Genomic DNA, 26294 nt, shown 5'->3' on the forward strand with positions numbered 1-26294 from the left:
CTTAACCAGATAAAACAAATGAACTTACCAGAGAACTTAAAGTATACAAAAGACCACGAGTGGATCCGCATTGATGGCGATGTAGCGTATGTAGGCATCACTGATTTCGCACAGAGCGAACTTGGCGATATTGTTTATGTAGACATCGACACTGTAGATAAAGAAGTAAATCAGGAAGATGTTTTCGGCACTGTAGAGGCCGTTAAAACTGTTTCTGACCTGTTTAGCCCACTTAGCGGTACTGTACTTGAGTTTAACGAGAAGCTGGAAGGCAGCCCTGAGCTTGTTAACTCTGACCCTTACGGCGAAGGCTGGATCATTAAAATGTCTATCGGTGACAATAGCCAAGTAGACAGCTTACTTTCTGCAGAGGCTTACCGCGAGCTTATCGGCCAGTAATTATTGATGTGATAGATTAAGCCGGTTTGATACTACGCTATAATCTGTTTACAATATTGTGGGCAGTAATGATCTTGTTAACGACATTACTGCCCTCTTCTTCTATGCCCTCTCTTTCGGTATGGGAGCTTTTTTCTTTTGACTCCTTTGCCCACGCCTTTCTCTTTGGTATCCTTACTTTTCTGATGATTGTGGGGCTAACCAAGCAGTTCAGTTACCTTAAGCTTCGTCATTTTGCCATCAGGGCGAGTCTTTTCATCAGCTTTATGTTTGGTGTTTTTGTGGAGCTGATGCAGCACTTCTTTATCTATGGCCGCCAGGGCGATATCATGGATGTGCTGGCTAATACCATTGGTTGCCTGCTGGGTATAGTGCTGTTTAAGTGGGTGTACATCTGGTAATCCTTCATTTACGCTTCGCATCTTTTTTGCCTGCAATTGCTTATCTTTAATAGATGAAGCACTTCCGCATCTTTCTCTTTTTTATACTTGTAGCCACCGGTACGGCATCTGCTCAGAACATGGAGCGGGTACGGCAAACTGTGGATACCCTGGCCAGCCCATACTTTCATGGGAGAGGATACATATTAGACGGGGACGCAAGAGCAGCCGACTACATTCGTGACAGGTTTAAGCAGATGGGACTGAAACCGCTGGGCAATTCATACTTCCAGAGCTTCAGCTTTCCGGTGAACAGGATAACCGAAACACCACAATTAGAGATAGACGGGAAAAAGCTGTTAGCAGGCAAGGACTTTGTAGCGCGCGCCTCTTCTCCTTCCGGCTCCGGAAAAGCAGCTATACTTGTACTAGATTCACTTGCCCTCACAGATGCGGCCGCAGCACAACAGTTCTTCAGCCAAAATTTTAAGGGCAAAGCCATCGTATACCGCCAGCAGGACGCAAAACCAATTAGCCAGTTGCCGCAGCCGTACCAGCAAAAGTTGCAGCAAGCTGCTGTGCATATTATACTTCAGCCAAAGGCATTACTAACCACTGTTGCACATCAAGCAGAAGCCACGCCGATGCTGGAAGTATTGTCTACAGCATGGCCTGCCAAAGCGCAAAGTATAAAGTATAGCATCAAGAGCAGCGTGAACCCAAACCACCAGGCGCAAAATGTAATTGGTTACATAGAAGGAAGTACCAAACCTGATTCTTTCCTAGTTTTCACGGCACACTACGACCACCTGGGTGGGCAAGGCAAAGAGGTTTACTTTCCGGGTGCCAATGATAACGCCAGCGGCACGGCTATGCTGCTGGAGCTGGCAGCGCACTTTAGCAAACCCGAAAACAAGCCAAAGTATAGCATGGCCTTTATTGCCTTTGCTGCAGAAGAAGCCGGCCTGCTTGGTTCCTTTTATTATGTCCATAACCCACTGTTCCCGCTTCGCGATATCCGCTTTCTGGTCAACCTGGACCTGCTGGGCACCGGCGACGAGGGAATGATGGTGGTGAATGGACAGGTGCATAAGCAGGAATTTGAATTGCTGAGCTCCATTAACCAGAAGTATAACTACCTGCCGCAGATCAAGAGCCGTGGCAAAGCAGCCAACTCCGACCACTACCCATTTTCGGAGCAGGGTGTTCCGGCTTTCTTCTTTTACACCTTGGGTGGCACTGCCGCCTATCACAACACCCAGGACTTCGCCAACCAACTGCCGTTAACCAGGTTTGCAGACGTGTTTAAGCTGATAACATCTTTTACAGAGCACCTGCAGAAGACCTCAAAGTATAAATCTAAGTAACATAGCATCCACTCAAACCTTTTCGACTGTTCATCAACTGCCTTAAACAGGTATAAATCTCTAAAATTTACTATGTTAAGGCACTCGGAGGTATTGTGTTATTGAGGGCAATTCTTTAGCTTTAGTGTTAGTTCGATTCTCCTGCCCCGGAGAATTCTTTGTTTCTCAATAGTTACCTATGCAGAACTTTTACGCGCGCCACAAGACTAGTTTGTTTTTGTTACTGTTCTTCCTCACCCCCTTTTCTCTTACAGCACAGAAGAAGGCGGATGTGGTGGTGCAGAAGCAGGCAATGGCAAAATTGGCGCGGGTTCTCCGTGAGTCGCTGCAAAGTAATACAGCAAGAAATTACACAGTGGCCGTTAAAGACAAGGCTGCGTTTAAAGTATGGCTCCAAAGCCAAGGCATAGCTGTCAGCGCAAAAGAACTTACAGGCACTTCAAATGCCATCGCACTTACCGGAGTAAAAGGAGCACAGCTAAAACAGCTTTTAAACTCTCCCTACGTCACCTTCATAGACCGGGCACACAGAACACCTAAAGAAGAGGCCGAGTTAAAGGATGTAGACTTTGCAGCTAACAATATCCCTATCCTGCAGGCCTCCTATCCAGATCTTACCGGCGACGGCATGGTGGTATCAGTTAAGGAGGGCGCTTTTAACCCCTCAGATATAGACCTAAAAGCACGCGTGCTGGCACCAGAGTCGTTTACTGAGGGCTACACCCAGCATGCCACTACCATGGCTACCATTATTGCAGGCGCGGGTAACTCAGGACCCAGAGGCAGAGGTATTGCTACCAAGGCTATACTTGCTACCTCAAGCTTTAAGCAGCTTTTCCCAGATAACAGCAATACCCTTACAAGTAATGGAGTGGGTGTGCAAAACCACTCGTATGGTGTTGGTGTAGAGAACTATTACGGCCTGGAATCAGTAGCCTACGATCAGCAAACAATTCAGAACCCACAGCTGTTGCACGTTTTCTCGTCGGGTAACAGCGGCGACAAAGCAGAGACAGCAGGTACATACGCTAACTTACCCGGCTTTGCTAATTTAACCGGCCAGTTCAAAAACTCTAAAAACACCCTAAGCGTGGGAGCCTTGGAACCTGGCAATGTAATAGGCAGACTTAGCTCTAAAGGCCCAGCTTTTGATGGTAGGGTGAAACCAGAATTAGTGGCGTATGGTATAGCCGGCACCTCAGAGGCGGCTGCAGTGGTATCGGGAGTAGCAGTGTTGGTGCAGCAAGCTTATAAAAACCAGTATGGAGGCAACTTACCTACTGCTTCGCTTGTTAAAGCTGCTCTTATTAACAGCGCCGACGATGTAGGCCGGAAGGCAGTAGATTTTGCATCTGGGTTTGGCAATACCGATGCATTGGGCGCTGTGAGGAGTATACTGGAGACGAGGTTTGTAGAGGCCGGTGTGGCACAAAATGAGCAGCAGTCATTTCGTATAAGGGTGCCAGAGGGTGCCAAAGCCCTGAAAGTAACTCTTGTGTGGCATGATAAAGAAGCAGACCCAAGTGCTGCAACTGCCCTGATCAACGACCTTGACCTGGAAGTAAAGCACATAGGCACGAATAAAGGTTGGTTCCCGTGGGTACTCAGCACATTTCCGCATGCCGATTCACTTGCCAAACCAGCTAAACGCGGCCTGGACAGGCTGAACAATGTAGAGCAGATAACAATAGACCTGCCAGCAGGCGGCGAGTACGAGCTTCTTGTAAAGGGATATAAGGTGCAGGATAAAGCACAAGCTTTTAGCCTGGTGTACGAATACGAGGCAGCCTTGGAGTGGCTTTATCCGGCAGTCGGCCTTAGCTTGAAAGCCGGCGAAAAGAACAAACTGCGGTGGCAGGGAAGTATAGCCTCCGAACCAGCCCAACTAGAGTATAAACTATCGCAGGACAGAGATTGGACGGTAATCTCTGAAGTTAACACCGCTGATTTATACTTTGAATGGAAGGCCCCTGACACAGTTGCCGTGGCACAGCTTCGGTTATCCACTGCAGGTACAAGTATAACCACAGAACCATTCATACTTACTAAGCAACTAAAACTCAATGTTGGTTTCGATTGCACAGACGAGGCAATGGTTTACTGGCCTGCGCTTAACGGGGTAAAAGAGTACCAGCTGCTGTTTGTAGATAAAGCGTATACTTCTAAGTTGCTAGCCACATCCGATACCCTTGCCGTGCTCGATAAAAGAACGCTGCAGGACTTAGGTGATCATATTTTAGTAGCTCCAATTGTAGAAGATATGCTGGCAGAAACAAGCGATGCGATAGCTTACAGCAGACCGGGCACAGGGTGCTATATAAAGAGCTTCTTACCTGAAAAGTTTGTAATGGACACTGTTCGATTGAACTTGCAACTCAGCACACTTTATCAGGTTGCCTCTGTTACCCTGGAGCGCCAGCAGCACGGCAGTTTTAAGGCAGTACAAACACTTAAGCCAAGCTCTGGACTAGACCTGCAGCTACTTGACCCGGCTCCGGCTCCGGGCAGCAACAAGTATAGAGTAAAAGTAGAAACCCTACATCAGGCATCGTACTATAGCAGCATTGAGGAAGCTGTTTATACAAAGCATGGCTATATGCAAGTATATCCAAACCCAGTAGAGGCAGGACAACCTTTGCACATTGCTGTGGCTGGCGATGCTGCCACACTCCAGCTTTATGACCAGCTTGGGAAAATAGTAAGAGAATCAGAAGAGATTGGAGTTGTAAAAACACTGGATACTACCGGTTTAGTGAAAGGCCTTTATATACTTCGTGTTAAGTCGGATGCCGGATTATATATTTCTTTACGCGTGGTTATACTTTAGCAGCTTTTTCCATTGATGCTATGTAGAATTACAAACCTCGTGTTAGGGATTTAACAGCGGAGAGATATTTATTCGATTGGTAGCTTTAATGTGCCACTATACCAGCTTTACTCTGCTTCATTAACCTGTAACACACCTCGTGAGATACCCTGGATGTTTTATACTACTGTTATTATCTTTTCACAAGTTGTGACGCTCTTACTTGTTTGATCAAGGCACACCCTATAACGTAACATCAACTTTTATCTTTACACTGCTGCTATAAATACAAAAAAGGCCCTGCATTGCTGCAGAGGCCTTTTTTGTATTTATGTTATACTAAGTTTTTCCTTAGTACAGGTAGCCGAGAGCGACTTTGTCGTTGGAGTTGAACGGACGGTTCTGGCCAGAGCCGATGCAGGCCAGCATCCACGAGTTCGGGTCAGCCTCTGTCGGCGTGCCCGGGATGTGGATGGCACCCACCGTAGACTGCCCCTCGTTGGAGTAGCTGCCGCCGCAAGAGTAGCTGCGGTCCATGTAGTCGGTGTGGCGGAAGCCGATGCAGTGGCCCACCTCGTGCGCCAGGATGGTGGCGAACCAGGCCTGGTTCGGGTTAGAGCCGATGTAACGCGTGGCCACCTTGATCAGGTTGTGCGGATCGCCGGCCGAAGTCGGGAAACCTGCTGATGCTAAATAACGAGCAGATCGAGGAGCAGCAACAATGCTTATATCAGCACCAGAAGATACACGGCGCATAGTAATCGTCAATCCCTCAGCGTTGTAGCGTGCGATCGCCTCGTCAAGTGCTGGCACATAAGAAGACGGCAGCGAAGCATCCATTGAGATGGTAATCTCGCGGCCAGTGCCGGCGTTCACCAGGTTGGTGGTGCGGTACTGCTCCGACTCGCCCACGCGCAGCGCCTTCGTGTTGTGGGCGCCGGTAAGGTCGTTCTCCGTTAAGAAGATGTCGCCTTCTACTACATAACCGCCTTCTGTCTTCTGCACATTCTGGTTGCTGAAGCCAAGGGCCTTGATCTGAGCCAATACTTCCTGAGAAGCTTCTTCTTTGTTAGTGATCTCCTCCTCCTGCTGGCAAGAAGAGAAACCAAGGGTAGCCACTACGGCTGCGCACAGTAGTAATCGTTTTGTAAACATGTTTTTTAATAATTTTAAGTTAGACATAAAATAAATATATAGATATCAATGTTATAACACAAGTTAAAAATTAAATTTTTGCTATGTTTATACATTTAATGTCTATACAAAACATATAATAGTACATAAAAAAAGGCCTCTGCATTACTGCAGAGGCCTTTTTTGTATTTATGTTATACTAAGTTTTTCCTTAGTACAGGTAGCCGAGAGCGACTTTGTCGTTGGAGTTGAACGGACGGTTCTGGCCAGAGCCGATGCAGGCCAGCATCCACGAGTTCGGGTCAGCCTCTGTCGGCGTGCCCGGGATGTGGATGGCACCCACCGTAGACTGCCCCTCGTTGGAGTAGCTGCCGCCGCAAGAGTAGCTGCGGTCCATGTAGTCGGTGTGGCGGAAGCCGATGCAGTGGCCCACCTCGTGCGCCAGGATGGTGGCGAACCAGGCCTGGTTCGGGTTAGAGCCGATGTAACGCGTGGCCACCTTGATCAGGTTGTGCGGATCGCCGGCCGAAGTCGGGAAACCTGCTGATGCCAAGTACTGCGCTGACTTAGGCGCTGCAACGATCTGGATGTTACCATTAGATGCAACACGACGCATTGTGATGGTTAGGGTTTCTGCATTGTAGCGTGCGATCGCCTCGTCAAGTGCTGGCACATAAGAAGACGGCAGCGAAGCATCCATTGAGATGGTAATCTCGCGGCCAGTGCCGGCGTTCACCAGGTTGGTGGTGCGGTACTGCTCCGACTCGCCCACGCGCAGCGCCTTCGTGTTGTGGGCGCCGGTAAGGTCGTTCTCCGTTAAGAAGATGTCGCCTTCTACTACATAACCGCCTTCTGTCTTCTGCACATTCTGGTTGCTGAAGCCAAGGGCCTTGATCTGAGCCAATACTTCCTGAGAAGCTTCTTCTTTGTTAGTGATCTCCTCCTCCTGCTGGCAAGAAGAGAAACCAAGGGTAGCCACTACGGCTGCGCACAGTAGTAATCGTTTTGTAAACATGTTTTTTAATAATTTTAAGTTAGACATAAAATAAATATATAGATATATAAGTTATAACACAAGATATTTTTGCTGTTTTTTTTGCTATAAATCAATGTTTAAACAGTAAAATTTAAAAATATAAATGTTTAAATTTTAGCATCGGTTTATTATAATTTTTCTAATAATGACAATGGCATTTATAGACATTTATTGCATGTGCAACTAACCTGCAAATACAACTAAATATTAGTATAATTATTCAATAATTTTTATTAGCTATTCAAAAATAGAGGGACTCCCTATATTTAGAGAGTCCCTCTTTTATGTTTAAGCTACAGACTAGCCTTAATAAATGTAATTAAGTGCTGTTCTGTCGTTAGAGTTAAAATAACGGTTAACTCCTGAACCTATACAAGCCAACATCCAGGAGTTCGGGTCCGGACCTGTTGGTGTGCCAGGGATATGTACTGCTCCTACTGTGCTTGCGCCTTCATTGTAATAAGAACCGCCGCAAGAGTAGCTTCTATCCATGTAATCGGTGTGGCGGAAGCCGATGCAGTGACCAGCTTCATGTGCAAGAATAGTGGCAAGGTAGTTAGTACCAGGATTAGAGCCCAGATAATCTGAATTTACTTTAACGCTGTTATATGGATTACCATTTGATGGGAAACCAGCTGAAGCAAGGTAAGTAGAGCCAGACGGAGCTTTAGAGAAAAGAATCTCGTAGTTAGATGATACACGCTGAAACTTGATTCTTAAGTTCTCTGCATTGTAGCGGCGGATTGCCTCATCAAGCGCTGTTACATAAGAAGAAGGAAGACTTGTAGTAATCGCTACACGGATTGTGCGGCTAGTGCTACCAACGTAAACCAGATTGTTGGTGCGGTATTGCTCCGACTCACCCACACGTACGGCCTTCTCGTCGTATGCGGTTGCCAGATCCTTCTCACCTAAGAAGATATCACCTTCTACGATATAGCCTCCTTCAACCTTCTGCACATTTTGGTTGTTGAAGCCCATTGCAGTTATCTGATTCAGGATTTGCTCAGATACTTCTGCCTTGTTCGTAATTTCTTCTTCTTGTTGGCAAGAAGAGAAGCCAAGCACAACTGCCAAGGCAGCTACAGCAAGTAAACGGGTTACTTTCATAAACATTAAACAATTAAAAGTTAGACATATAGGTTAATAAAACAGAAAATACTTGGATAAAGACACAAAAATTGGCTAGTGCCTCTGCAAAACACAGGTACCGGAGCCAACTTTAAGTTGGTATCATAGATGAAGGTTGGAGGGAGAAGCTTAAACATCGGCACGAACAGGCTTGCAAACCTTAAGAACTATTGTGCAGATGTTAGTAGGATAAAAGTATTGGATAACATCCTGTAAAAACAGGAATAATTGCAACAAAAGGTAACACAGCCTGCACTGCCCCCATATTGCGCAATTCAGCAATCTTAAAAGAAAATCTGATCAAAACCCGCTATTAAACAACAGAAAAGTAACATAATACAAATCTGCAACTATGTTTCAAAGAGACTCTTTTTTTTGTGCAGTGTGTGGCAGTAAAGTATAAAACAACAGGCCCCTGCAAGTATAATTTGCGGGGGCCTGTTAAGAGAGCATTAAGCCAGATTAAAGAATATTGTTTATCTGCTCCTTTATCTTCTCCAGTTCCTCTTTCATCTCTACCACATAATGTTGTATGGTGGCATCGTTGGCTTTAGAGCCGATGGTGTTAATCTCACGGCCAATTTCTTGCGATATAAAGCCAAGCTTTTTACCAGTGGGCTCTGGCAAGTAAACCGTTTCCGTGAAGTAGTGCAGGTGGTTGATCAGCCTTACCTTTTCTTCGGCAATATCCAGCTTCTCCATAAAGTATACCATCTCTTGCTCAAAGCGGTTCTTGTCGAAGCTTTCCGAGTTAGAGATTTCAGTCAGGTGGCCTCTTACTCGGTTACGGATGTTTTCCATGCGCACTGGATCGTGCTTATCGATCTCAGCCAGCAGAATACGGATACGGTCTATGTAAGCCATAATTTCTGCGGTAAGTGCTTTGCCTTCGTCGGCACGGAAAGTATTTATACTTTTCAGCGCCTCCTCCAGCAGGGGCTGCACTATGCTCCAATCCGCATCGCCTGCTTCCTCGTCCTGCTCCTGCTGCAATACCTCTGGCATGTGCAGGGCCAAACGGAACAAATCCTGTTTAGAGGCGCCCACTGCATCGGCAGCCTGGCTTAACTCATTATAGTATACTTGCAGCAGCTCGCGGTTAATGTTGTTCTTGGCTTTCTGCGATTTGTTTTTTGAGTAATCAACAGTGACAGATACTTTGCCTCTTACCAATGCCTTCGTAACCATATTCCGAATCTCATACTCTTTGTCGTTCAGATAGCGTGGTGTGCGAACGTTCAGGTCCATCCCCTTAGAGTTTAGAGATCGAATCTCAACACAAATAGAATACTGATCAGAATCAAGGCGGGCACTGCCGAAGCCTGTCATGGATTGCAACATAATCTTTACTAAATATGGTACGCTGGCAAATTAGGCATAATTATTCACTTTTGCGTGGCACAGCACCTGAAAGCTTCTTCACATCATTTTAAGTATGCGGCCAACACAGCTAATTTTCCCTTGTACATTAAATTTGGTGTCGTTGTTTCTTTAAGCCTGATGGGACCAAGATGTAGATACTGTACGGTAACTCAAAAATTCATACTTTTGCATCCATAATGATGAATGCACTCTTCTTCAAGTCTCTTACTCCGCCGTGAGTTCTTAGCATCCAATCCTGCTTAAAATTTGTTTGCCTGCTTGCGCTTGCAACTGTAAGCGTATGGCGTTAACCTGAAGTATAGCCTAATGCTATTTTTCGCATTCATTCTTCACTATTAGTACATTTCTTTTACTTACATATGAAGCCTTTTTTACGCTTATTCGACTTCAGTAAAAAAGTCGATTATAAAATTGAGGTACTGGCAGGCCTTACCGTTGCCATGACCATGATTCCAGAGTCTCTCTCTTTTGCAATTATTGCCGGCTTTCCTCCTCTGGTAGGGTTATATGCCGCCTTTATTATGGGTTTGGTAACAGCCGTGTTTGGCGGCAGGCCGGGCATGATATCCGGTGGAGCAGGCGCAACGGCTGTGGTTCTTATTGCGCTAATGCAGTCGCATGGGCTGGAGTATGTTTTTGCCGCTGTGGCACTTGCCGGCGTGCTTCAGATCCTGGTAGGTGTTTTTAAGCTGGGTAAGTTTATTCGCTTGGTGCCGCAGCCGGTTATGTATGGCTTCGTAAACGGTTTGGCGGTTATCATTTTCATGTCGCAGATAGAGCAGTTTAAGACCGTTGTTAATGGCGAAACCACTTGGTTATCAGGAACGCCATTGTACATCATGGCTGGTTTGGTAGCCTTAACCATCGCCATTATCGTGCTGCTACCGCGCATCACAAAAGCTGTTCCTCCATCGTTGGTCGCTATTATCGTGGTGTTCGGCGTTGTGCTGGGCTTCGGCATCGATACGAAGCTGGTAAAAGACATTGCCGCTGTTAGCGGTAGCCTACCGCCGTTCCATATTCCGGAGGTACCTTTAACGCTGGAGATGCTGCAGGTGATCTTCCCATACGCCCTGATTATGGCCGGCGTAGGCTTAACCGAGAGCCTCCTGACCCTGAACCTGGTAGACGAAATTACGAGCACACGCGGCAGCGGCAACAGAGAAAGTATAGCACAGGGTAGCGCCAACTTATTAAATGGCTTCTTCTTTGGAATGGGTGGCTGCGCCATGATCGCGCAGACACTGGTAAACCTGTCGGCTGGCGCGCGTGCACGATTAGCAGGCATAGTAGCCGCTATAACCATTCTGATAATCATACTTGTTGGGGCACCGATAATTGAAAGAGTACCCATGGCCGCTCTGGTAGGCGTTATGGTTATGGTTGCTATAGGCACGTTCGAGTGGATAAGTTTCAGGATCATCAATAAAATGCCCAGGCATGATGTGTTTGTAGGTATACTTGTGGCCGCTATTACCATTTGGTTGCATAACCTAGCCCTGGCCGTACTTATAGGTGTAATTATAGCGGCCCTAGTATTTGCCTGGGAAAGCGCCAAGCGTATAAGAGCCAGAAAGTACGTGGATGCACACGGTGTAAAACACTATGAAATGTATGGCCCGCTTTTCTTTGGCTCTGTAGCTGCTTTTACTGAGAAATTTGACGTACTGAATGACCCTGAAGAAGTGGTGATAGACTTTAAAGAAAGTAGGGTGGCCGACATGTCTGGGATTGATGCGCTTAACAAGCTTACGGAACGCTATCATAAGGCCGGCAAAACATTACACCTGAAGCACCTGAGCCCCGACTGCCTGCTACTGTTAAAGAATGCAGATAAGGTGATTGATGTAAACATTCTGGAAGACCCACACTATGCCGTAGTTACAGATAAACTGGCTTAGTACAAGTATAAAATACATTTGCTTACGGCGGCTATACTTGAGCAAAGTATAGCCGTTGTTTTTTTATATCAGCCCCGTTGCAAGGCCAAGTGCTACAAGTATAAGCATAACGGCCACTATCATTTGCAGCGCCTGTATTGTTACTTTCTTAAGGAGCTTGTTGCCCAGTAGCGCCCCCGCAAACGCCGAGACCGTAGCAGCAGCCAACAGCGTATAGTTTATACTTTGCTCCGGTGCAAAGATCAGTTTACCATATACACTAATGCGGCTGGCATCAATAAGGCAAGCTATAACCACTCCCGTTGCTATAAAAGCCTCTTTGCTTAAACCTAGTTTAATTAAAAAAGCACTGCGCAACGCACCTTGGTTACCTGAAAGCCCGCCAAAGAAACCGCTAAGAACGCCTCCCACAGGCAAATACTTTGGATCGAAAGAAAGCGTCGCCAACCGGGGAAGCAGATCAAATAATGCAAATCCGATCATCAGCAAAGCCACAATAAGTTTGACCGGCGTGATGTAGAACTCCTTTGCGCCTAAAGTATAACTTGCCAGAGGCTCCCATTCTGATATGATAGCAAGCAAAGCAGCACCGGCAAAGGCAGCTACAATAGAGGGTAAACCAAACTTGAGCACCACCGGCAGCTTTGCATGTCTCCCTACCAAAGTCAGCTTGAACAGGTTGTTCAGGAAGTGGACAACTGCCGTTAAGGCAATGGCAATATCAATCGGAAAGAACAGGGCAAAAACAGGCACCAGCAATGTACCCAAACCAAAACCAGAGAAAAAAGTTAAGCCGGATGCGATAAAAGCAGTAGCACAGATAAGCAGGTAATCCATCCAACAAAGTATGTTATGGTATCAGTTTATTGGCTGCATCGATCATGGTCAGTACTTCGCCGGGGTGTTTGCCCACACGCTCAGCGCGCTCTTTACCCAATCGCACCATCACAATGTTCTTCTCCGGGATCACGATAATGTACTGCCCCAGTATGCCGCGCGCGTAAAAAACGTCCTGTCCTTTATAGTTTGGCAGCAGCCACCATTGGTAGCCATAGAAATCAACCTTTTCCTGGTCTCTTTCATCTACCAGGCCATTAGGTGTAAGGGATGCCTTAACGTATGCAGGAGGCACAATGATATCGCCGTTCCAAACACCGTTCTGCAAGTATAGCTTACCTAAGCGGGCAAAATCGCGGGCATTGGAGTAGAAACAGCAGTAGGCTTTTTCTATCCCATCAGGCCTGTCCAGGCTCCATTCTGCGTCTTCTGCGGCACCCAATGGCTTCCAGAGTTTTTCCTCTGTCAGTTCGCTCAGGCTTTTGCCGGTGGCAGCTTTCAGCACTAGTCCCAGCACCTGCGTGTCGCCGCTTTTGTAGCTAAACTGTCTGCCTGGCTCCTCTACCGCCTCCAGTCTATCGATTACCTTCTTCAGGTCGGAGCCATAGTAAGCCTCTGTTGTAACCGACAAAGGGCTGCTGTAAGACTCGTCCCAGTTTAGCCCAGAGCTCATCCACAGTAGATGCTTTATTTTGATTTTGGATTTATCGCCTTCTCTAAACTCAGGCAGAAAATCGGCTACAGGCTGCTCTACACTTCTGATTTTTCCTTCTTTTATGGCCACGCCAACCAGCATGCTCACGATACTTTTAGCCATCGAAAAGGAATTGCTCAGCGACTTCGCAGAGTAGCCATCCCAGTACTGTTCGTAAAGTATGGAGTCGTTGTGGATCAGAAGAAAGGCGACAGACTGGATATCCAGGTGCTGTTGCTCCAGGTCTTCGGGCAGGCTTAGTTTGTTGTAGTTTTTTGCCAGCGGCCATGGCTGCTCCTTTCGGGGGGCGTCTATTTCGCGCTGGTCAAATATGTTGCGGTCATCTATGTCAGCAAAGTTGTACACTACTGCTTTGTATAGGTAGTTTTTATCAGCCATGTGTATCCAGGCTGCCCCTAACATAAGCAGCAGTATAGCGCCAGCACCATAGCGCTTTGTCTTTCTATTCATGCAGAATTTTTAGAAGTCGTACCCTAAGGTGATATAGAACTTAGGTCCTTTACGCTCGTAATCCTCTTCGCCCCAAGCTACATCCAGCTTGCCATACACACCCAGCAAGGTAGTGCGGGCACCAACACCATAGCCCAGCAAGAACGGGTTACGATAGTTGATCACCGTAATTTCGAACGGATCTACTTCTGTAGGGCTTCTTCTGCCACCGACTACACGGGTGTTGATGGAGTTATTACCTGTAAAAGGGTTAGATCCGTTGTAGGCAGAACCAGCATCGGCAAAAGCTGTAAACTGCAGGTTACGGAAAAAGCCAGAAGGTATAGGACCACTGTACAGGTACTGCACAATCGGAATGCGCAGCTCTGCATTTGCCATAAGGTACTTGGTACCATTACGCGTGTTAAAGCTAAAACCTCTTAGCGGCGTGGCATACTCTAGGTAAAACAAATCGGCCGGCGACTGTATCAGGATATCATTCTGCTCGGATTCTTCGTCATCATCAGCCAATAACCAGTTGTCCATGCCGCCAATTAGGAAGCGTTTGGGAGAGTTGCCGAAGAATGAACCATAGCCAATACGAGTAGCCAGCACAATCTGCCGGTGCAGTTTCTGATAGTGGCGTAAATCCACATAAAACTTACTAAAGCTAACAGCAGATTCGTCAAAACCTTGCAGGGAAAGTATACCGGCTTTCATACGGGTACCTTCGCGCATGTTTACACCTGTAGTTACAGAGTTGTCATACACCAGCTCTATGTTGGCACCACCAAAGTTGGTAATGCTGTCTGGCGTTGAGAAGCTGTTTACAAAAGTGAACCTGGTGTTTACAAACTTAGGCTGCGCTCTGATGCTAGTGCTATGGCTAAGCGGGTAAACCAGCGTTGGCGAAAATTCATTTTTAGAGAAACGAAGCTTTGCACCTGTCTCTGGCACCTCGGTAAGTATGATATCGCGACGGAACTGCATACCTAGGTCTACCCTGTTTTTCAGGTTCATATACTCTGCCCATACACGGCTTGTCTCTAGGTCTGTTCTTATAAACGCGCTGCCTCTAATATGGTGGTTTTCGAAGAGGTCGCTCATGTTAACCCCGGCAACTATACCAAATCCCAGCTGTGGGTCGGCATAAACTGATGTAACAATCTCGTGCACGCTAAAACGCACATCATAATCCAGTGGCCCTGCAATTTGTAGGTTAGAGGCCGGGCGCCTAGCCACTATTGGAGAGGCTTTTGTGCTGTCTGTTTTAGCTACCTGTTTTTGTTCGGTGCTGAACTGGTAGTTATCAATATTAATTTCCCCCTCTGTTCTGGCAGTTTTTTTCTTCTTGCTTTCGCTTTCCAGTAACTTTCGGGTAGCGGCAGATTGCTGCGGTGCTCTTACTCTTGTCTCCAGTATGATCTGGCGCGATGTTTTGGGCAGCTCATCCAGCGTAGTAGCAGTAAAGTTTGGCAGCAGGTACACAAAGTCACGGGAACGGTCTTTTGCTACAAAGGCTAAAGTATTGTTGCTGCTCACATAGTCATAATCGTCAATCCCCTGCATGAAGTTTGTAAGCGGCGTACTGGTGCCTGTGCTCAGGTTGTAGCGGTACAAACTACGTATGCCGCTTGCTTCGCCCAGATAAATCAAATTACCGTCTTCTGTTGCACGCGGTCTTAACTCGCTGGCTACAGTATTGGTAAGCTGTTTCAGGTTAGCACCTTGCGCATCAAGTAAAAAAATATCGTAGTTATTAACTACACTGGCAAAGGTGGCATCAAGTGTCGCCCCTGTAGTATCTACCCAGCGGTTAGAGCTAAATGCAATTCCTCCCTGTCCGCCACGCAAGAACGTTGGCTGGATATCATCAAAGATATCTTTCGTGAGCTGCTTCTGTAAACGGCCGTTGGCTGTAAGTATAAATATGTCTGTCTGTCCGTCTTTTAAGGCACTAACTACTATGCTTTGCCCGTCTTCAGAGTAGTTCATGTCGTAAACCTGCGCAAACTGCTCGAGGGTAACGGCAGGCGTGGTTAGGTTCTCGTAAAAAGGAAGCAAAGCGTAACGGTCGCGGGCATCTACCTGCCGCAGCGTCATTTTACCACGTCGCGCCTCAATAAAGCCAAGCTGGTTGTTTGAGCGCCATGCCAGCACCGGCAGCTTGTAATCTACCATCTGATCCATGGTTTTGTAGCCTCCGCGCCAAACTACACGGTCTTTTTTGGTGCGAACGTTCTGCACAATTATATTAAAGTTGCCATTATCCATTTCGGCATAGGCAAGCAGCGTACCGGCAGGGTTCAGCACAGGCTCAGAATAGCGGTGGTTCTGTTTGTTCTTGTTAAACAGTCGCGCAGCCTCCGGCATCGTTATCAACCTGTTGTCCGCACTGCTGTTTATCTGCAGGTAATAATTTCTCCAATCCTGCAGAAAGCGTTTGTAAGGGATATTTAAGCTGCTGGTAATCCCAATCTCTATGTCGCGGGTAATGCGGGTAAGGTTAAGTATGTTTTGGATCGAAGTGTAGCCGTAGCGCTCAGCAATATAGTTCCAGATAGACTGGCCGGTAAGTTGAGGATCGCGGGTAAAGAACACCTGCGGATTTTGCTTCGACTCCAGCAGCATGTCGCGCATGTAATTGTCCATGCGTATGCTCCAGCCCTCGGCTGTATAAGCCGACACGCCACTGATAAACCAATCGGGCAGGCGCAACAGGTAACTGCTTTGTAAAGCTTCTTTTAGACTGCCGCCATACATCATATCGTTTAGCAGCAGTTCGGTAAGTGTATAGCTAAGGTCGCGTTTAAATTCGGTCTGGGTGCCTTCGTATGCCAGCTCTATCTTGTTCTTCATGAACAAGGTTTCGCCGCCGATCTGGTATTGCTCATTGTCGAGGCCAATGTTGCTTTGGCGCAGGTCGGTGGTGGTGTTGTAAAGTATGAGCGTTACCTTGGAGTATGGGTAATACCCGATCAGGCTTGTGATGCGCTTCAGCTCTTTTTCAGCGTACTCTGCGGCATTCAATGCTGTCTCCTTGCCTCCGCTGTAGAAGTAGATGTTAAAGTTCTGGGTGCTGTAGAGCTGCCAGTCGAAGTTTTTATATTGAATGCGGCTCTTCCCGAAAACATCGCGGCCAGGCTGGGCCTGCAGGGTGTTAACTGATAAAGAGCACAGCACAAAGAGCAACAATAACCTTGTATAAAAACGCATGCGCTTAGGTTTGATGGTTCTGGTGTTTTATGTAGTCGTAATATAACGAAAAATATCGCGAAATGTGTATCTCCGGGAGCAGGTTGGTTTTGCCTTCTAATGCTTCGGCAAAGTTTTCCGCCAGGTACGGCGACATCATCACACCTTTAGAGCCCAAACCGTTAAACACACTCAGTTGTTTAAAATCCGGATGGGCACCAGCTAGTGGTCGTCTGTCGCGCACAGCCGGCCTGATGCCTGCCCTGTGCCCTACAACCTCAAAATCTTCAGAAGTAATTTGCCTGAAACGCTCGGCCAGCTCTTCTTCACCTGATTTTGTAGGCACCTCGTCGGCCTCACGCCAGTTGTAAGTTGCACCTATTTTAAAGCGGCCTCCTCCTATCGGAACAACGTAAACGGCTTTATTATAGATGCATTCCGGCTCAAAATTATGCGTTTGCACCTCCAGCACCTCTCCTTTGGTTGGCTGCAGCGGCAACCACTTAAAGTATGGATTTTTAACCGCCTGGTAACCCTCACAGAAGATAAGGTGCCTGGCCGCGATACCTTTATATTGCACGCCTGCATCTGTTAAACCCAGATGTTCGATGTTAAAGCGCTCCGGCAACAGGAGGTTTTGCTCCTGCAGTTCTTTCGTAAGCAAACGCAAAGTTTCTTCTACCTTCAAGTACCCGCCCCTGCTGATCATGATGCCGCCAAAAGGATCGTCTATGCCCGGCTGGTTTATACTTTGCGTGTAAGTGGCGTCAATATATCCTTGCCAACCCTCGCCGGCACTTTTGGCCATCCAGGTATTTTGCTCTTCAATAGAGGAAAAGATTTTATAGATAGGCTTCCGGATGTAAAGCTGCTGCCCGTAGCGCTGCTCCAACTCGCTATACAGCGCATCCGCTGCCGGAATAAAAACATCTGCCAACCACGATTTTGCAAAGCGCTTTCCGGCAACAGGGTTTACCAGACCTGCCGCAACCTTAGAGGCTGTGTCCACTTTAGGCTCATCAACAACTAAAACACGATGCCCCCTTTTGCGCAAAGTATAGGCTAAAATGGCGCCTGCCAGGCCATGCCCAACAACTACAAAATCGTAATTCATAGAGGCAAGTTACAAGATGTACAGGTGAAATTCGTAACTTAGAAGCCGATTTTCTGGGCCAGAAAGTAAAAAACGACACGAATGAAAGTTACCTGCCTTACCTTTAACCAATTTCAGGAAAACACTTACCTGCTGCACGACGACACAAAAGAGTGCGTGGTGGTAGACCCAGGTTGCTATGACAAACACGAACAGGAAGAACTGAAAAAGTATATCGCAGACAATGACCTGAAAGTGGTGCGCCTGCTGAATACCCATTGCCACATAGACCATGTGCTGGGCAACAAGTTTGTAGCCGATACCTATAACGTAGAACTGGAAATACACCCCGAAGACGAGCAAACGTTGCGCTCGGTGCCAGCCTATGCACCAGTTTACGGTTTCCCGATGTATGCAGAGCAACTGCCTGCCAAGTATTTAAAAGAAGGAGACACGGTTAAATTCGGTAGCACCGAACTGGATGTGATCTTTGCGCCTGGCCACGCGCCTGGCCATGTAGTGTTCTACAACAAAGAAGAGAAGAAGGTAATTGGCGGCGATGTATTGTTCCAGGGAAGTATAGGCAGAACAGATTTACCCGGCGGCGATTTCGATACGCTTATCCAAAGTATAAAGACAAAGCTTTTCACGCTGCCCGACGATGTAACAGTTTACCCGGGTCACGGGCCTGAGACCACCATCGGCTACGAAAAAAAGTATAACCCATTTCTGCGGTAGTATACTTGCCGCCAACAGCACATGAAAAAACATATACCAAACGCCATCACCTGCCTTAACCTTTTCTCGGGCTGCCTGGCTTTATACTTTGCTTTTCAGAACCAGCTCGTGTATACAGCCTACTTAGTAGGCATTGCAGCTGTGTTCGATTTCCTAGATGGAATGATAGCACGAGTATTGGGAGCGTACTCCGAAATTGGCAAGCAACTAGACTCCCTGGCAGACATGGTTTCGTTTGGCGTGGTGCCCGGTACAGTTATGTTTATGCTGCTGCAGCGCACCGGCGAAAGCTTTCTTGGCTTCCCGATAGAGACAGTGGCTTTTTTCGGATTCCTGATAACCATCTTTTCGGCCCTGCGCCTGGCCAAGTTTAACATCGATACCCGCCAGACCACTTCATTTATCGGTCTGCCAACGCCAGCCAACACTATTTTTGTATCCTCGCTGCCGCTCATACTTGAGCATGGCGATTTAATGCACTATGCAGTTATACTTAACCCATGGGTGTTGGTAACCCTTACCATACTGCTGTCTTACCTGCTGGTGGCAGAGTTACCGCTTTTTGCTTTAAAGTTTAAGAACCTTACCTGGCAGGATAACTCAGTCCGGTATATCTTCCTTATTCTGTCTGTTATCCTGGTGGTGCTGCTTCAGTTTGCAGCCATACCACTAATCATTGTATTGTACATACTTCTGTCTGTTGTAAAAAAGGCTTCGCACTCATCAAACTGATGTTGTGCTTTGTCCGAAACTGCTGGTTAAGTATAACCAGCCTGTATTGCTAAAACAGCTGCAAAATCCTGCTGAAATACAATATATTACCCGTAATTTTGTTACTTTGCAAAGGGGTGCTTTGGAGTTAAGCCAAGGCCTCCTGCTTTAACACTATTACGGTTAAATAATGAGGCAATTTCGACTCGTTTTCATTAGCACGTTTTTCCTGCTTTCGAGCTTCTTTACCCATCGTATCAATGCCCAGCAAAGTATAAGAATAAACTGGCAGGGCTACGAAACTGTGCTTCCTGTTGATAACCTGTCTGATAAAGTACCGACTTTTGATGGTGCTACCCTAGATCCCGCTGAGCGCCTACCCTACTACCGTTTTCGTTTACAGCAGCACATCGAGAATTTTTCACTTACCGATGCAGTATACCAGCCTTTCACGGCAGCAGAACAGAAGCTGTTTGGCAAGTATAAATTTGCGGCCTCCCCTGAGGTACATGTAGTAAACAGCACCGAGAATAAAACCCCTGTAGCTGTGGTAACAGTACTGCCTATCCGGCGAAACCCGCAGACAAACCAACTCGAAAAGCTGACATCCTTTAGTTACAAGTATACTTCGGCATCGATAAAAGCGGCTAATGCCCGCGCTGGCGCAACAAGTTATACCAGCAATTCTGTGTTAAGCAGTGGCAACTGGTACAAACTGGCTGTTACATCGTCTGGGGTTTACAAAATAGACAAAGGCCTGCTACAAACGCTTGGCATAAATACACAAGGCCTTGATCCTAAAACAATTCAGCTTTATGGCAATGGCGGCGGTATGCTGCCGCAACCAAATAATATTACCCGTCCTGATGACCTAGTTGAAAACCCGGTAATGGTGATCGGAGAGGCAGATGGCCGTTTTGACGATAATGATTACGTGCTTTTTTATGGGCAAGGCCCACATACTTGGGAATATGACGCTACACAAAAGCAGTTTAAGCATAATTTTAACGTTTACTCTGATACAGCTTTCTATTTCCTGAGAGTGGGCTCGGCACAAGGCAAGCGCATCAGCAGCCGTGCACAGGCAACAGGAGCAACACAAACCATCACCAGCTATAACGAACGTCACTTCCATGAGCGCGACCTGAAGAACATGGTGTTCTCAGGTCGGGAATGGTACGGAGAAGAATTCAGCTCCTTTGTTACATCGCACAACATCAGTTTGCCTATTTCTGATATTGTAGGTGGCTCCGATGTAAAACTTACGGCCTTCCTAATGGCAAATTCACCAGTAGAAAGTGCTTTCACAATTAAAGTCAATAACCAGACAATAGGAACTCAGCCTATCGCTTCGCGTGGCACATACAGTTATCATCCTCAAGGCACTAATAGTATAAAAACCTATACTATAAGCCAGCAAGCATTAGGCTCCCCTACTGCCCTTGAAACTAACCTGGCCTTCGGTACTGGGGGCAGCTCCACCTCGCTTGGTTATCTGAACTACCTGCTGCTAAACTATGAGCGGCAGCTAAGGCTAAAAGGAGACCAAACCAGCTTCAGGTCTGTGGCAAGTATGGCCGCGCCAGTAAGCACCTTCAGAATTACCGGGGCACCGGCTGGTGCAATGGTGTGGGATGTTACAAACCCGCTGGCACCTGTGCTACAGCAAACTGACGCCGGCACCGATATCAGCTTTAGCACTGCTACCGCTACCCTTCGTGAGTTTGTAGTGCTGCAAAGCAATATCAGCAATAAACCCATAGCAGCCGGAAAAGTAAATAACCAGAACCTGCATGCGCAGAACCTAGACGGAAACCTGGATTTTGTTATCATCTCTAACCCACGCTTTTTACAGGAGGCTAACCGGCTGGCAGAGCATAGGCGCAAGCACAGTGGCATGCAAGTACTTGTAACTACCACTACACAGGTTTTTAACGAGTTCTCTTCTGGTGCACAGGATGTAACAGCCATACGCGACTTTATGCGCATGCTGTACAAGCGAAGCAATAAAAGTGGCCATGACCATATGTACCTGCTGCTATTAGGCGATGCCTCTTACGACTACAAGAACCGCCTCAGCAACAACACCAACTTTGTTCCTATCTATGAGTCAAGGCAATCGTTACACCCGATCACCAGTTACTCCTCTGAAGATTATTATGGCTTTTTAGATGACGAAGAAGGCGAATGGATAGAGTCTACTATCGGCGATCACCTGCTGGACGTTGGCATTGGCAGGCTACCTGCAAAATCAGTAGCTGAGGCCTCTACTATGGTTAGTAAGGTTATCAATTACGACAGCCCCTCTCATTTTGGCAAGTGGAAGAGCCGCGTAACTTTACTGGCCGATGACGGTGATTACAACGAGCACCAGAACGATGCGGAGTTTTTGGCTGATTTTCTGAAGAGCAACGCCATCAACTACAACCCTAATAAAGTATACATAGATCTTTACCGGCAAGTGTATGAGGCAAACGGGCAGTCGGCACCGGATGCAGTTGCTGCGCTTAATAAAGCTATTGAGCAGGGCTCGTTAATCACTAACTACACTGGCCACGGAAATGAGGTGAGTCTTGCGTCTGAGCAGTTGATTACCATACCTCGTATAAACAGCTGGACAAACAAAGACAGGCTTACCTTCCTATTAACGGCCACCTGTGAATTCGGCCGCTACGACGACCCAACGGTTGTATCGGGGGCAGAAACAGCTTTGCTTCATCCAAACGGTGGAGCTGTAGGGTTAATTACAACTACGCGCCCTGTTTACTCGAATGGCAACCGCGTGCTCAACCGTAACTTCTTTAAAAGCTTTTTTACACCTGCAACTGGTGCTAAAACACGCTTAGGCGATCTGGTTTTAAACACCAAGAATAACAGCATTACCGACAACATTAGCGGATCCAAGGGGGTTAACAATCGTAACTTCTCCCTACTAGCCGACCCATCACAGCAATTGGCCTCTACTGCTCTTAACACGGAGATTACACACATCAACAATAAGGCAGTAGCCTCAGATACCCTCAGCGCTCTTGGGAAGATTAATCTTAAAGGACAGGTGCGTACAGGTGCAGGTAGTGTTGCTTCTAATTTTAATGGTGAGGTACAGGTAACTGTTTATGAGAAGCCGGTTACACTTAAAACTTTTGGCGATGATGGTTCTCCATCTGTTCCTGTAAGCGTAAGAGAAAACGTGATTTATGATGGCAAGGCGACTATAAAGAATGGCTTATTCGATTTAAGCTTTGTTGTGCCTAAAGATATTGCCTATAATTATGGGCAGGGCAAAATCTCGCTCTATGCCAGCAACCAGCTACAGGATGCATTAGGAGCCAACCAGTCTGTAGTGGTGGGCGGTACGGCTAAAAACGTTCAGGCGGACAACACAGCGCCAACCCTGCAGCTCTTTATGAACGATGAATCCTTTGTATTTGGAGGCACTACAAACAAAGATGCCGTGCTTTTGGCAAAACTTTTTGATGAGAACGGTATTAATACAGCAGGATTAGGAATCGGGCACGAAATAACGGCCATACTTGATGAGCAACGGGACAATCTGCTTGTACTAAATGATTACTATACTTCTGAGCCGGATAGTTACCAGGCTGGGCGCGTAAAGTATACTTTCAAAGATTTGGAACCAGGGCCTCATTCGCTTAGAATTAAAGCTTGGGACACACATAACAACGCGGCAGAAGAATACATAGAGTTTATTGTATCTAATGATAGCAAAATTGCGTTAGAGCATGTGCTGAATCATCCAAACCCGTTCTCTACCAAAACAACATTTCATTTTGATCATAACAGAGCCGGCGACAACCTGGAAATTCAGATTCAGATTTACACCATTTCAGGTAAGTTAGTAAAGACATTAGAGACAACAAGTTATGCAAGTAAAGCACATTTGGCAGAATTAACGTGGGATGGCAAAGATGAATACAATGATGTGCTGGCTAAAGGCGTTTATATTTATAAAGTAAACGTAAGGTCGCAGCAGGATGGCTCTAAAACCTCCAAGTTTGAAAAGCTTGTAATTTTAAATTAAAATCTAACTCAATATTTCTATATTTGGTATAGTGTTATCAACAAACAACCTATGTATAAAAGAAGTACTTTAATAAAAGCTATTGCTTTCGTGTTAGCGTTTGCATCAGCTCCGTTTGCCTTCGCACAATCTACGGTAGGTAGCAATGCAGTAACCACGGCAGTTCCTATCCTAACTGTAGCCCCTGATGCACGCTCTGCTGCTCTCGGCGATGCAGGTGTGGCACTAAGTCCGGATGCCAACGCGCCATTCTGGAACCCAGCCAAACTCGGCTTTGTGCAGAACGACCTGAGTGTTAGCTTTTCTTACTCTCCATGGCTGCGCAACATCGTTGATGATATGTCGCTTAGTTATTTGTCAGGTTACAAAAAATTGAGCGAAACATCTGCGCTCTCTGTTTCTCTTTTATACTTCGATCTGGGTGAGATTCAATTTATAGATGAGCAACGCAATCCTATCCAAGATTATAATCCAAAAGAATACACAGTTTCGGTTGCTTACGGACAGGCGCTTAGCGAAAACTTTAGCTTGGGTATAGGTGCTCGTTTCATTCACTCTAACCTGGCCGGCAATGTAAATGTTGGTGGTTCTACTCAGTCTTTTGAATCAGAACCGGGCAACACCGCTGCAGTAGATGTGGGTGTATACTATAATAAAGATTTGGGTCAGAAAATTAATTTAGCTCTGGCTGGTAATATATCTAACATTGGTGGTAAGATCTCTTATACTACTAAAGACGAGAAAGACTTTTTGCCAACTAACCTAAAACTAGGCACAGCGGTTACTTACAACCTGGATGCTTATAATAAACTTACATTAGCGGTAGATGCAAATAAACTTTTAGTACCATCTCCAGGAGCAGATAGTACGCAAACAGTACTAAGCGGTATATTTACCTCGTTTGGTGATGCGGAAGGCGGTTTCAGCGAGGAGCTACAAGAGGTTAATATCTCTACCGGTGTAGAATACTGGTACAACGACCTATTTGCCGCAAGAGCTGGTTACTTCTATGAGCACCCTGAAAAAGGAGGCAGAAAGTACTTCTCACTAGGTTTAGGACTGCGTTACCAGAAATTTGGTATCGATGCTGCTTACCTGATTCCTAATGATCAGAATAACCCACTGGCACAAACCCTACGATTCAGCATTGCGTTGAACCTAGAATAACTGAACGACAAGATAATAATGCTTGATAGAACAAAAGCTCCAGAAATACACGAAATAGATGCGGTAACACTCCAAATTGCTGAAGTAACTAATTTAGACAATGGAGTACGTCTGCATAGCATCATAAGCGAAACCCAGCCTGTCATCAGGCTGGATTTTGTTTTTAAAGCCGGTAAGTGGTACGAAGAAGAAAATGGCGTATCCGACTTAAGCTCTAAAATGCTACTGGAGGGCACAACTAACTTAACAGCTAAGCAAATTGCTGAAAAGGTAGCATTTTATGGTGCTTCATTAGATATTAATCATGGCTATGACAGAACAGAAATTACGCTTTACTGCCTGGCTAAATATATAGGTGAGTTATTACCTATAGTTATCGATGTACTAGAAAATCCATCTTTCCCTGAAAGCGAATTTGACCTATTAAAACAACGCTCTCAGCAAAACCTAAAAGTACAAAGGCAAAAGAACAGCTACTTGGCAACCCATGCTTTCACAAAGCAAATATATGGCAACAGCCATCCTTATATCTTTGGATATGATGAACAAGATCTCGATAAAGTAGACCTCACTAAAGCTAAGGAGTTTTATAAGAAAAATTTCATTTCACAGGAGCTAGAAGTGTTTGCTTGTGGTGCAGTTGATAAAGTTATGCATCAGCAGCTCACATCACTTATAAACAAGCTTAAACTGAACAGAGCTAACTCTGGTGTAGCGGGCTCAGAAGGCATCAATAGAGAAAAGGTGGCATTACCTGTTAAAAATGAGCTGGTAGAGATGCCTGAAAGTTTACAGTCCTCTATTCGAATCGGTAAGCAGTTCCCAATGATGACAAGCAACGACTATCAGAAGCTGCTAGTGATGAATGAGATATTTGGAGGTTACTTTGGCTCCAGACTCATGAAAAACATTAGAGAGGATAAGGGCTATACTTATGGCATCTACTCTGCCATTTCTCCTAAGGAGCATGATACACTTTTCTTTATAGGAACAGATGTTAAAAGCTCAGTTACTGAAGATACTATCAATGAGGTTATGAAAGAGATTTCACTGCTTCAGAACGAACTAGTACCAGAAGAGGAATTAGAGACGGTAAAGAATTACATGCTAGGCAAATTCCTAAATGACATAGCTACCATTTTCGAGCAAGCTGACAGGTATAAAAGAATTGTTCTGAATAATCTTCCGCAGAACTTCTACAACAGTTACGTAGCCACAGTTAGGAATATAACTACAGAAGAAATTCAGCAACTGGCTCAACAATACTTACAGGAAAAAGACTTACATATTGTAGTAGCAGGAAAGTATAGCTAATAAAGCAACACGACCTATAAATGAAAAGAGCCCAACAAGTGGGCTCTTTTCATTTATAGGCTACCTAGAATTAGGGAAAACATATCTTAAAAATTTATGAAGATACAACTTTAGAATCATTGCACAATAGCTTTTATTCATAACAAGATCTATCAAGCTAGTATAAAAGATAAGTAAGACTAAATAGAGGATGTATACTACCACACTATTACCAGAGAATAAAATGCGGTTTTACTTTTTGCACTATATCTAAGAAGCTGCTTATTGCTGTTACGAATGTGTGAGCAGTCAAATTATCTTTCCACTCATTTAATTAAACCTCTCCTTACTTTGTCTTCAAAACGCATCAGTCCCGGCTCTTGTAGCGGGTTGCGTTAGGGTGGGGTGAATGAAAAAAGGGGCAGCGGGATTTCTCCTGCTGCCCCTCCTGTTGGGGTTGGCGGCCACCTACTCTCCCGGGTGTGACCCCAGTACCATCGGCGCGTCCGGGCTTAACTTCTCTGTTCGGGATGGGAA

18 protein-coding genes and 1 rRNA gene are annotated in these 26294 nt (G+C 46.0%); 10 read left to right on the forward strand and 9 right to left on the reverse strand.

The genetic code is table 11. The features are described from left to right. Positions 1-18 precede the first annotated feature (18 nt). The 4 genes from gcvH (at position 19) to H8S84_RS13275 (ending at position 4973) form a co-directional block, all read left to right on the forward strand. Entirely contained in the window at positions 19-399 is a 381-nt protein-coding gene (gene gcvH / locus H8S84_RS13260) for a glycine cleavage system protein GcvH (RefSeq protein ID WP_187067810.1), read from the forward strand. A gap of 68 nt (positions 400-467) precedes the next feature. Beyond that, complete coding sequence (locus H8S84_RS13265) at positions 468-800, forward strand: VanZ family protein (protein ID WP_187067811.1); 333 nt, start codon at positions 468-470, stop codon at positions 798-800. 53 nt (positions 801-853) lie between these two features. Then, a complete protein-coding gene (locus H8S84_RS13270; RefSeq protein WP_187067812.1) occupies positions 854-2146 on the forward strand; it encodes a M28 family peptidase in 1293 nt (430 codons plus the stop codon). A 178-nt stretch (positions 2147-2324) separates the two neighbouring features. After that, a complete protein-coding gene (locus H8S84_RS13275) occupies positions 2325-4973 on the forward strand; it encodes a S8 family serine peptidase (RefSeq protein WP_187067813.1) in 2649 nt (882 codons plus the stop codon). A 330-nt stretch (positions 4974-5303) separates the two neighbouring features. On the opposite strand, the gene H8S84_RS13280 is transcribed toward H8S84_RS13275, so the two are convergent. The 4 genes from H8S84_RS13280 to H8S84_RS13295 all read right to left on the reverse strand — a co-directional run bounded on the left by H8S84_RS13280 (position 5304) and on the right by H8S84_RS13295 (position 9594). Next, positions 5304-6107 carry a M57 family metalloprotease gene (locus H8S84_RS13280; protein ID WP_187067814.1) on the reverse strand — a complete coding sequence of 268 codons (804 nt, stop codon included), beginning with the start codon at positions 6105-6107 and terminating at the stop codon, positions 5304-5306. A 190-nt stretch (positions 6108-6297) separates the two neighbouring features. Further along, the gene (locus H8S84_RS13285) at positions 6298-7101 is read right to left on the reverse strand and encodes a M57 family metalloprotease (RefSeq protein ID WP_187067815.1); all 804 of its coding nucleotides are present in this window, start codon (positions 7099-7101) and stop codon (positions 6298-6300) included. A 327-nt stretch (positions 7102-7428) separates the two neighbouring features. Continuing rightward, positions 7429-8232: a M57 family metalloprotease gene (locus tag H8S84_RS13290; protein WP_187067816.1), complete on the reverse strand. Its 804-nt coding sequence runs from the start codon at positions 8230-8232 to the stop codon at positions 7429-7431. A 483-nt stretch (positions 8233-8715) separates the two neighbouring features. Further along, complete coding sequence (locus H8S84_RS13295) at positions 8716-9594, reverse strand: YicC/YloC family endoribonuclease (protein ID WP_187067817.1); 879 nt, start codon at positions 9592-9594, stop codon at positions 8716-8718. Positions 9595-9995: 401 nt separating this feature from the next. On the opposite strand from H8S84_RS13295, the gene H8S84_RS13300 reads away from it, so the two are divergent. Then, on the forward strand, positions 9996-11537 hold the full coding sequence (locus H8S84_RS13300) for a SulP family inorganic anion transporter (RefSeq protein ID WP_187067818.1): 1542 nt from the start codon (positions 9996-9998) through the stop codon (positions 11535-11537). A 63-nt stretch (positions 11538-11600) separates the two neighbouring features. Here H8S84_RS13300 and H8S84_RS13305 read toward each other — a convergent pair whose 3' ends face one another. From H8S84_RS13305 to H8S84_RS13320, 4 genes are read right to left on the reverse strand one after another with little or no spacing between them, the layout of a single operon-like run. After that, the gene (locus H8S84_RS13305; RefSeq protein WP_187067819.1) at positions 11601-12374 is read right to left on the reverse strand and encodes a sulfite exporter TauE/SafE family protein; all 774 of its coding nucleotides are present in this window, start codon (positions 12372-12374) and stop codon (positions 11601-11603) included. A 13-nt stretch (positions 12375-12387) separates the two neighbouring features. After that, positions 12388-13539, reverse strand: coding sequence for a serine hydrolase domain-containing protein (locus tag H8S84_RS13310; protein ID WP_187067820.1), 1152 nt, complete (start codon positions 13537-13539; stop codon positions 12388-12390). Between the two features lie 9 nt (positions 13540-13548). Beyond that, on the reverse strand, positions 13549-16734 hold the full coding sequence (locus H8S84_RS13315) for a hypothetical protein (protein ID WP_187067821.1): 3186 nt from the start codon (positions 16732-16734) through the stop codon (positions 13549-13551). A gap of 4 nt (positions 16735-16738) precedes the next feature. Continuing rightward, a complete protein-coding gene (locus H8S84_RS13320) occupies positions 16739-17827 on the reverse strand; it encodes an NAD(P)/FAD-dependent oxidoreductase (protein ID WP_187067822.1) in 1089 nt (362 codons plus the stop codon). Between the two features lie 81 nt (positions 17828-17908). Between H8S84_RS13320 and H8S84_RS13325 the strand changes: the two genes are divergently transcribed. The 5 genes from H8S84_RS13325 to H8S84_RS13345 all read left to right on the forward strand — a co-directional run bounded on the left by H8S84_RS13325 (position 17909) and on the right by H8S84_RS13345 (position 25778). Then, positions 17909-18544 (forward strand): MBL fold metallo-hydrolase, encoded by a 636-nt coding sequence (locus H8S84_RS13325; RefSeq protein ID WP_187067823.1) that lies wholly within the window; start codon positions 17909-17911, stop codon positions 18542-18544. Positions 18545-18565: 21 nt separating this feature from the next. After that, the gene (gene pssA / locus H8S84_RS13330; protein ID WP_187067824.1) at positions 18566-19276 is read left to right on the forward strand and encodes a CDP-diacylglycerol--serine O-phosphatidyltransferase; all 711 of its coding nucleotides are present in this window, start codon (positions 18566-18568) and stop codon (positions 19274-19276) included. A 169-nt stretch (positions 19277-19445) separates the two neighbouring features. Continuing rightward, entirely contained in the window at positions 19446-23297 is a 3852-nt protein-coding gene (gene porU, locus H8S84_RS13335) for a type IX secretion system sortase PorU (protein ID WP_187067825.1), read from the forward strand. Positions 23298-23348: 51 nt separating this feature from the next. Beyond that, on the forward strand, positions 23349-24464 hold the full coding sequence (gene porV / locus H8S84_RS13340) for a type IX secretion system outer membrane channel protein PorV (protein ID WP_187067826.1): 1116 nt from the start codon (positions 23349-23351) through the stop codon (positions 24462-24464). An 18-nt stretch (positions 24465-24482) separates the two neighbouring features. Continuing rightward, on the forward strand, positions 24483-25778 hold the full coding sequence (locus H8S84_RS13345) for a M16 family metallopeptidase (RefSeq protein WP_187067827.1): 1296 nt from the start codon (positions 24483-24485) through the stop codon (positions 25776-25778). Between the two features lie 434 nt (positions 25779-26212). On the opposite strand, the gene rrf is transcribed toward H8S84_RS13345, so the two are convergent. Continuing rightward, positions 26213-26294: ribosomal RNA gene (gene rrf, locus H8S84_RS13350) — 5S ribosomal RNA — on the reverse strand; the annotation flags it as partial.

This window comes from Pontibacter cellulosilyticus, from assembly GCF_014306105.1.
GTDB classification, from domain to species: Bacteria; Bacteroidota; Bacteroidia; order Cytophagales; family Hymenobacteraceae; genus Pontibacter; species Pontibacter cellulosilyticus.

Excerpts from the sequence above, each read along its gene's own strand:
- gcvH (WP_187067810.1), top strand. The coding sequence starts at position 19 with ATGAACTTACCAGAGAACTTAAAGTATACAAAAGACCACGAGTGGATC.
- H8S84_RS13265 (WP_187067811.1), top strand. The coding sequence starts at position 468 with ATGATCTTGTTAACGACATTACTGCCCTCTTCTTCTATGCCCTCTCTT.
- H8S84_RS13270 (WP_187067812.1), top strand. The coding sequence starts at position 854 with ATGAAGCACTTCCGCATCTTTCTCTTTTTTATACTTGTAGCCACCGGT.
- H8S84_RS13275 (WP_187067813.1), top strand. The coding sequence starts at position 2,325 with ATGCAGAACTTTTACGCGCGCCACAAGACTAGTTTGTTTTTGTTACTG.
- H8S84_RS13280 (WP_187067814.1), bottom strand. The coding sequence starts at position 6,107 with ATGTTTACAAAACGATTACTACTGTGCGCAGCCGTAGTGGCTACCCTT.
- H8S84_RS13285 (WP_187067815.1), bottom strand. The coding sequence starts at position 7,101 with ATGTTTACAAAACGATTACTACTGTGCGCAGCCGTAGTGGCTACCCTT.
- H8S84_RS13290 (WP_187067816.1), bottom strand. The coding sequence starts at position 8,232 with ATGAAAGTAACCCGTTTACTTGCTGTAGCTGCCTTGGCAGTTGTGCTT.
- H8S84_RS13295 (WP_187067817.1), bottom strand. The coding sequence starts at position 9,594 with ATGTTGCAATCCATGACAGGCTTCGGCAGTGCCCGCCTTGATTCTGAT.
- H8S84_RS13300 (WP_187067818.1), top strand. The coding sequence starts at position 9,996 with ATGAAGCCTTTTTTACGCTTATTCGACTTCAGTAAAAAAGTCGATTAT.
- H8S84_RS13305 (WP_187067819.1), bottom strand. The coding sequence starts at position 12,374 with ATGGATTACCTGCTTATCTGTGCTACTGCTTTTATCGCATCCGGCTTA.
- H8S84_RS13310 (WP_187067820.1), bottom strand. The coding sequence starts at position 13,539 with ATGAATAGAAAGACAAAGCGCTATGGTGCTGGCGCTATACTGCTGCTT.
- H8S84_RS13315 (WP_187067821.1), bottom strand. The coding sequence starts at position 16,734 with ATGCGTTTTTATACAAGGTTATTGTTGCTCTTTGTGCTGTGCTCTTTA.
- H8S84_RS13320 (WP_187067822.1), bottom strand. The coding sequence starts at position 17,827 with ATGAATTACGATTTTGTAGTTGTTGGGCATGGCCTGGCAGGCGCCATT.
- H8S84_RS13325 (WP_187067823.1), top strand. The coding sequence starts at position 17,909 with ATGAAAGTTACCTGCCTTACCTTTAACCAATTTCAGGAAAACACTTAC.
- pssA (WP_187067824.1), top strand. The coding sequence starts at position 18,566 with ATGAAAAAACATATACCAAACGCCATCACCTGCCTTAACCTTTTCTCG.
- porU (WP_187067825.1), top strand. The coding sequence starts at position 19,446 with ATGAGGCAATTTCGACTCGTTTTCATTAGCACGTTTTTCCTGCTTTCG.
- porV (WP_187067826.1), top strand. The coding sequence starts at position 23,349 with ATGTATAAAAGAAGTACTTTAATAAAAGCTATTGCTTTCGTGTTAGCG.
- H8S84_RS13345 (WP_187067827.1), top strand. The coding sequence starts at position 24,483 with ATGCTTGATAGAACAAAAGCTCCAGAAATACACGAAATAGATGCGGTA.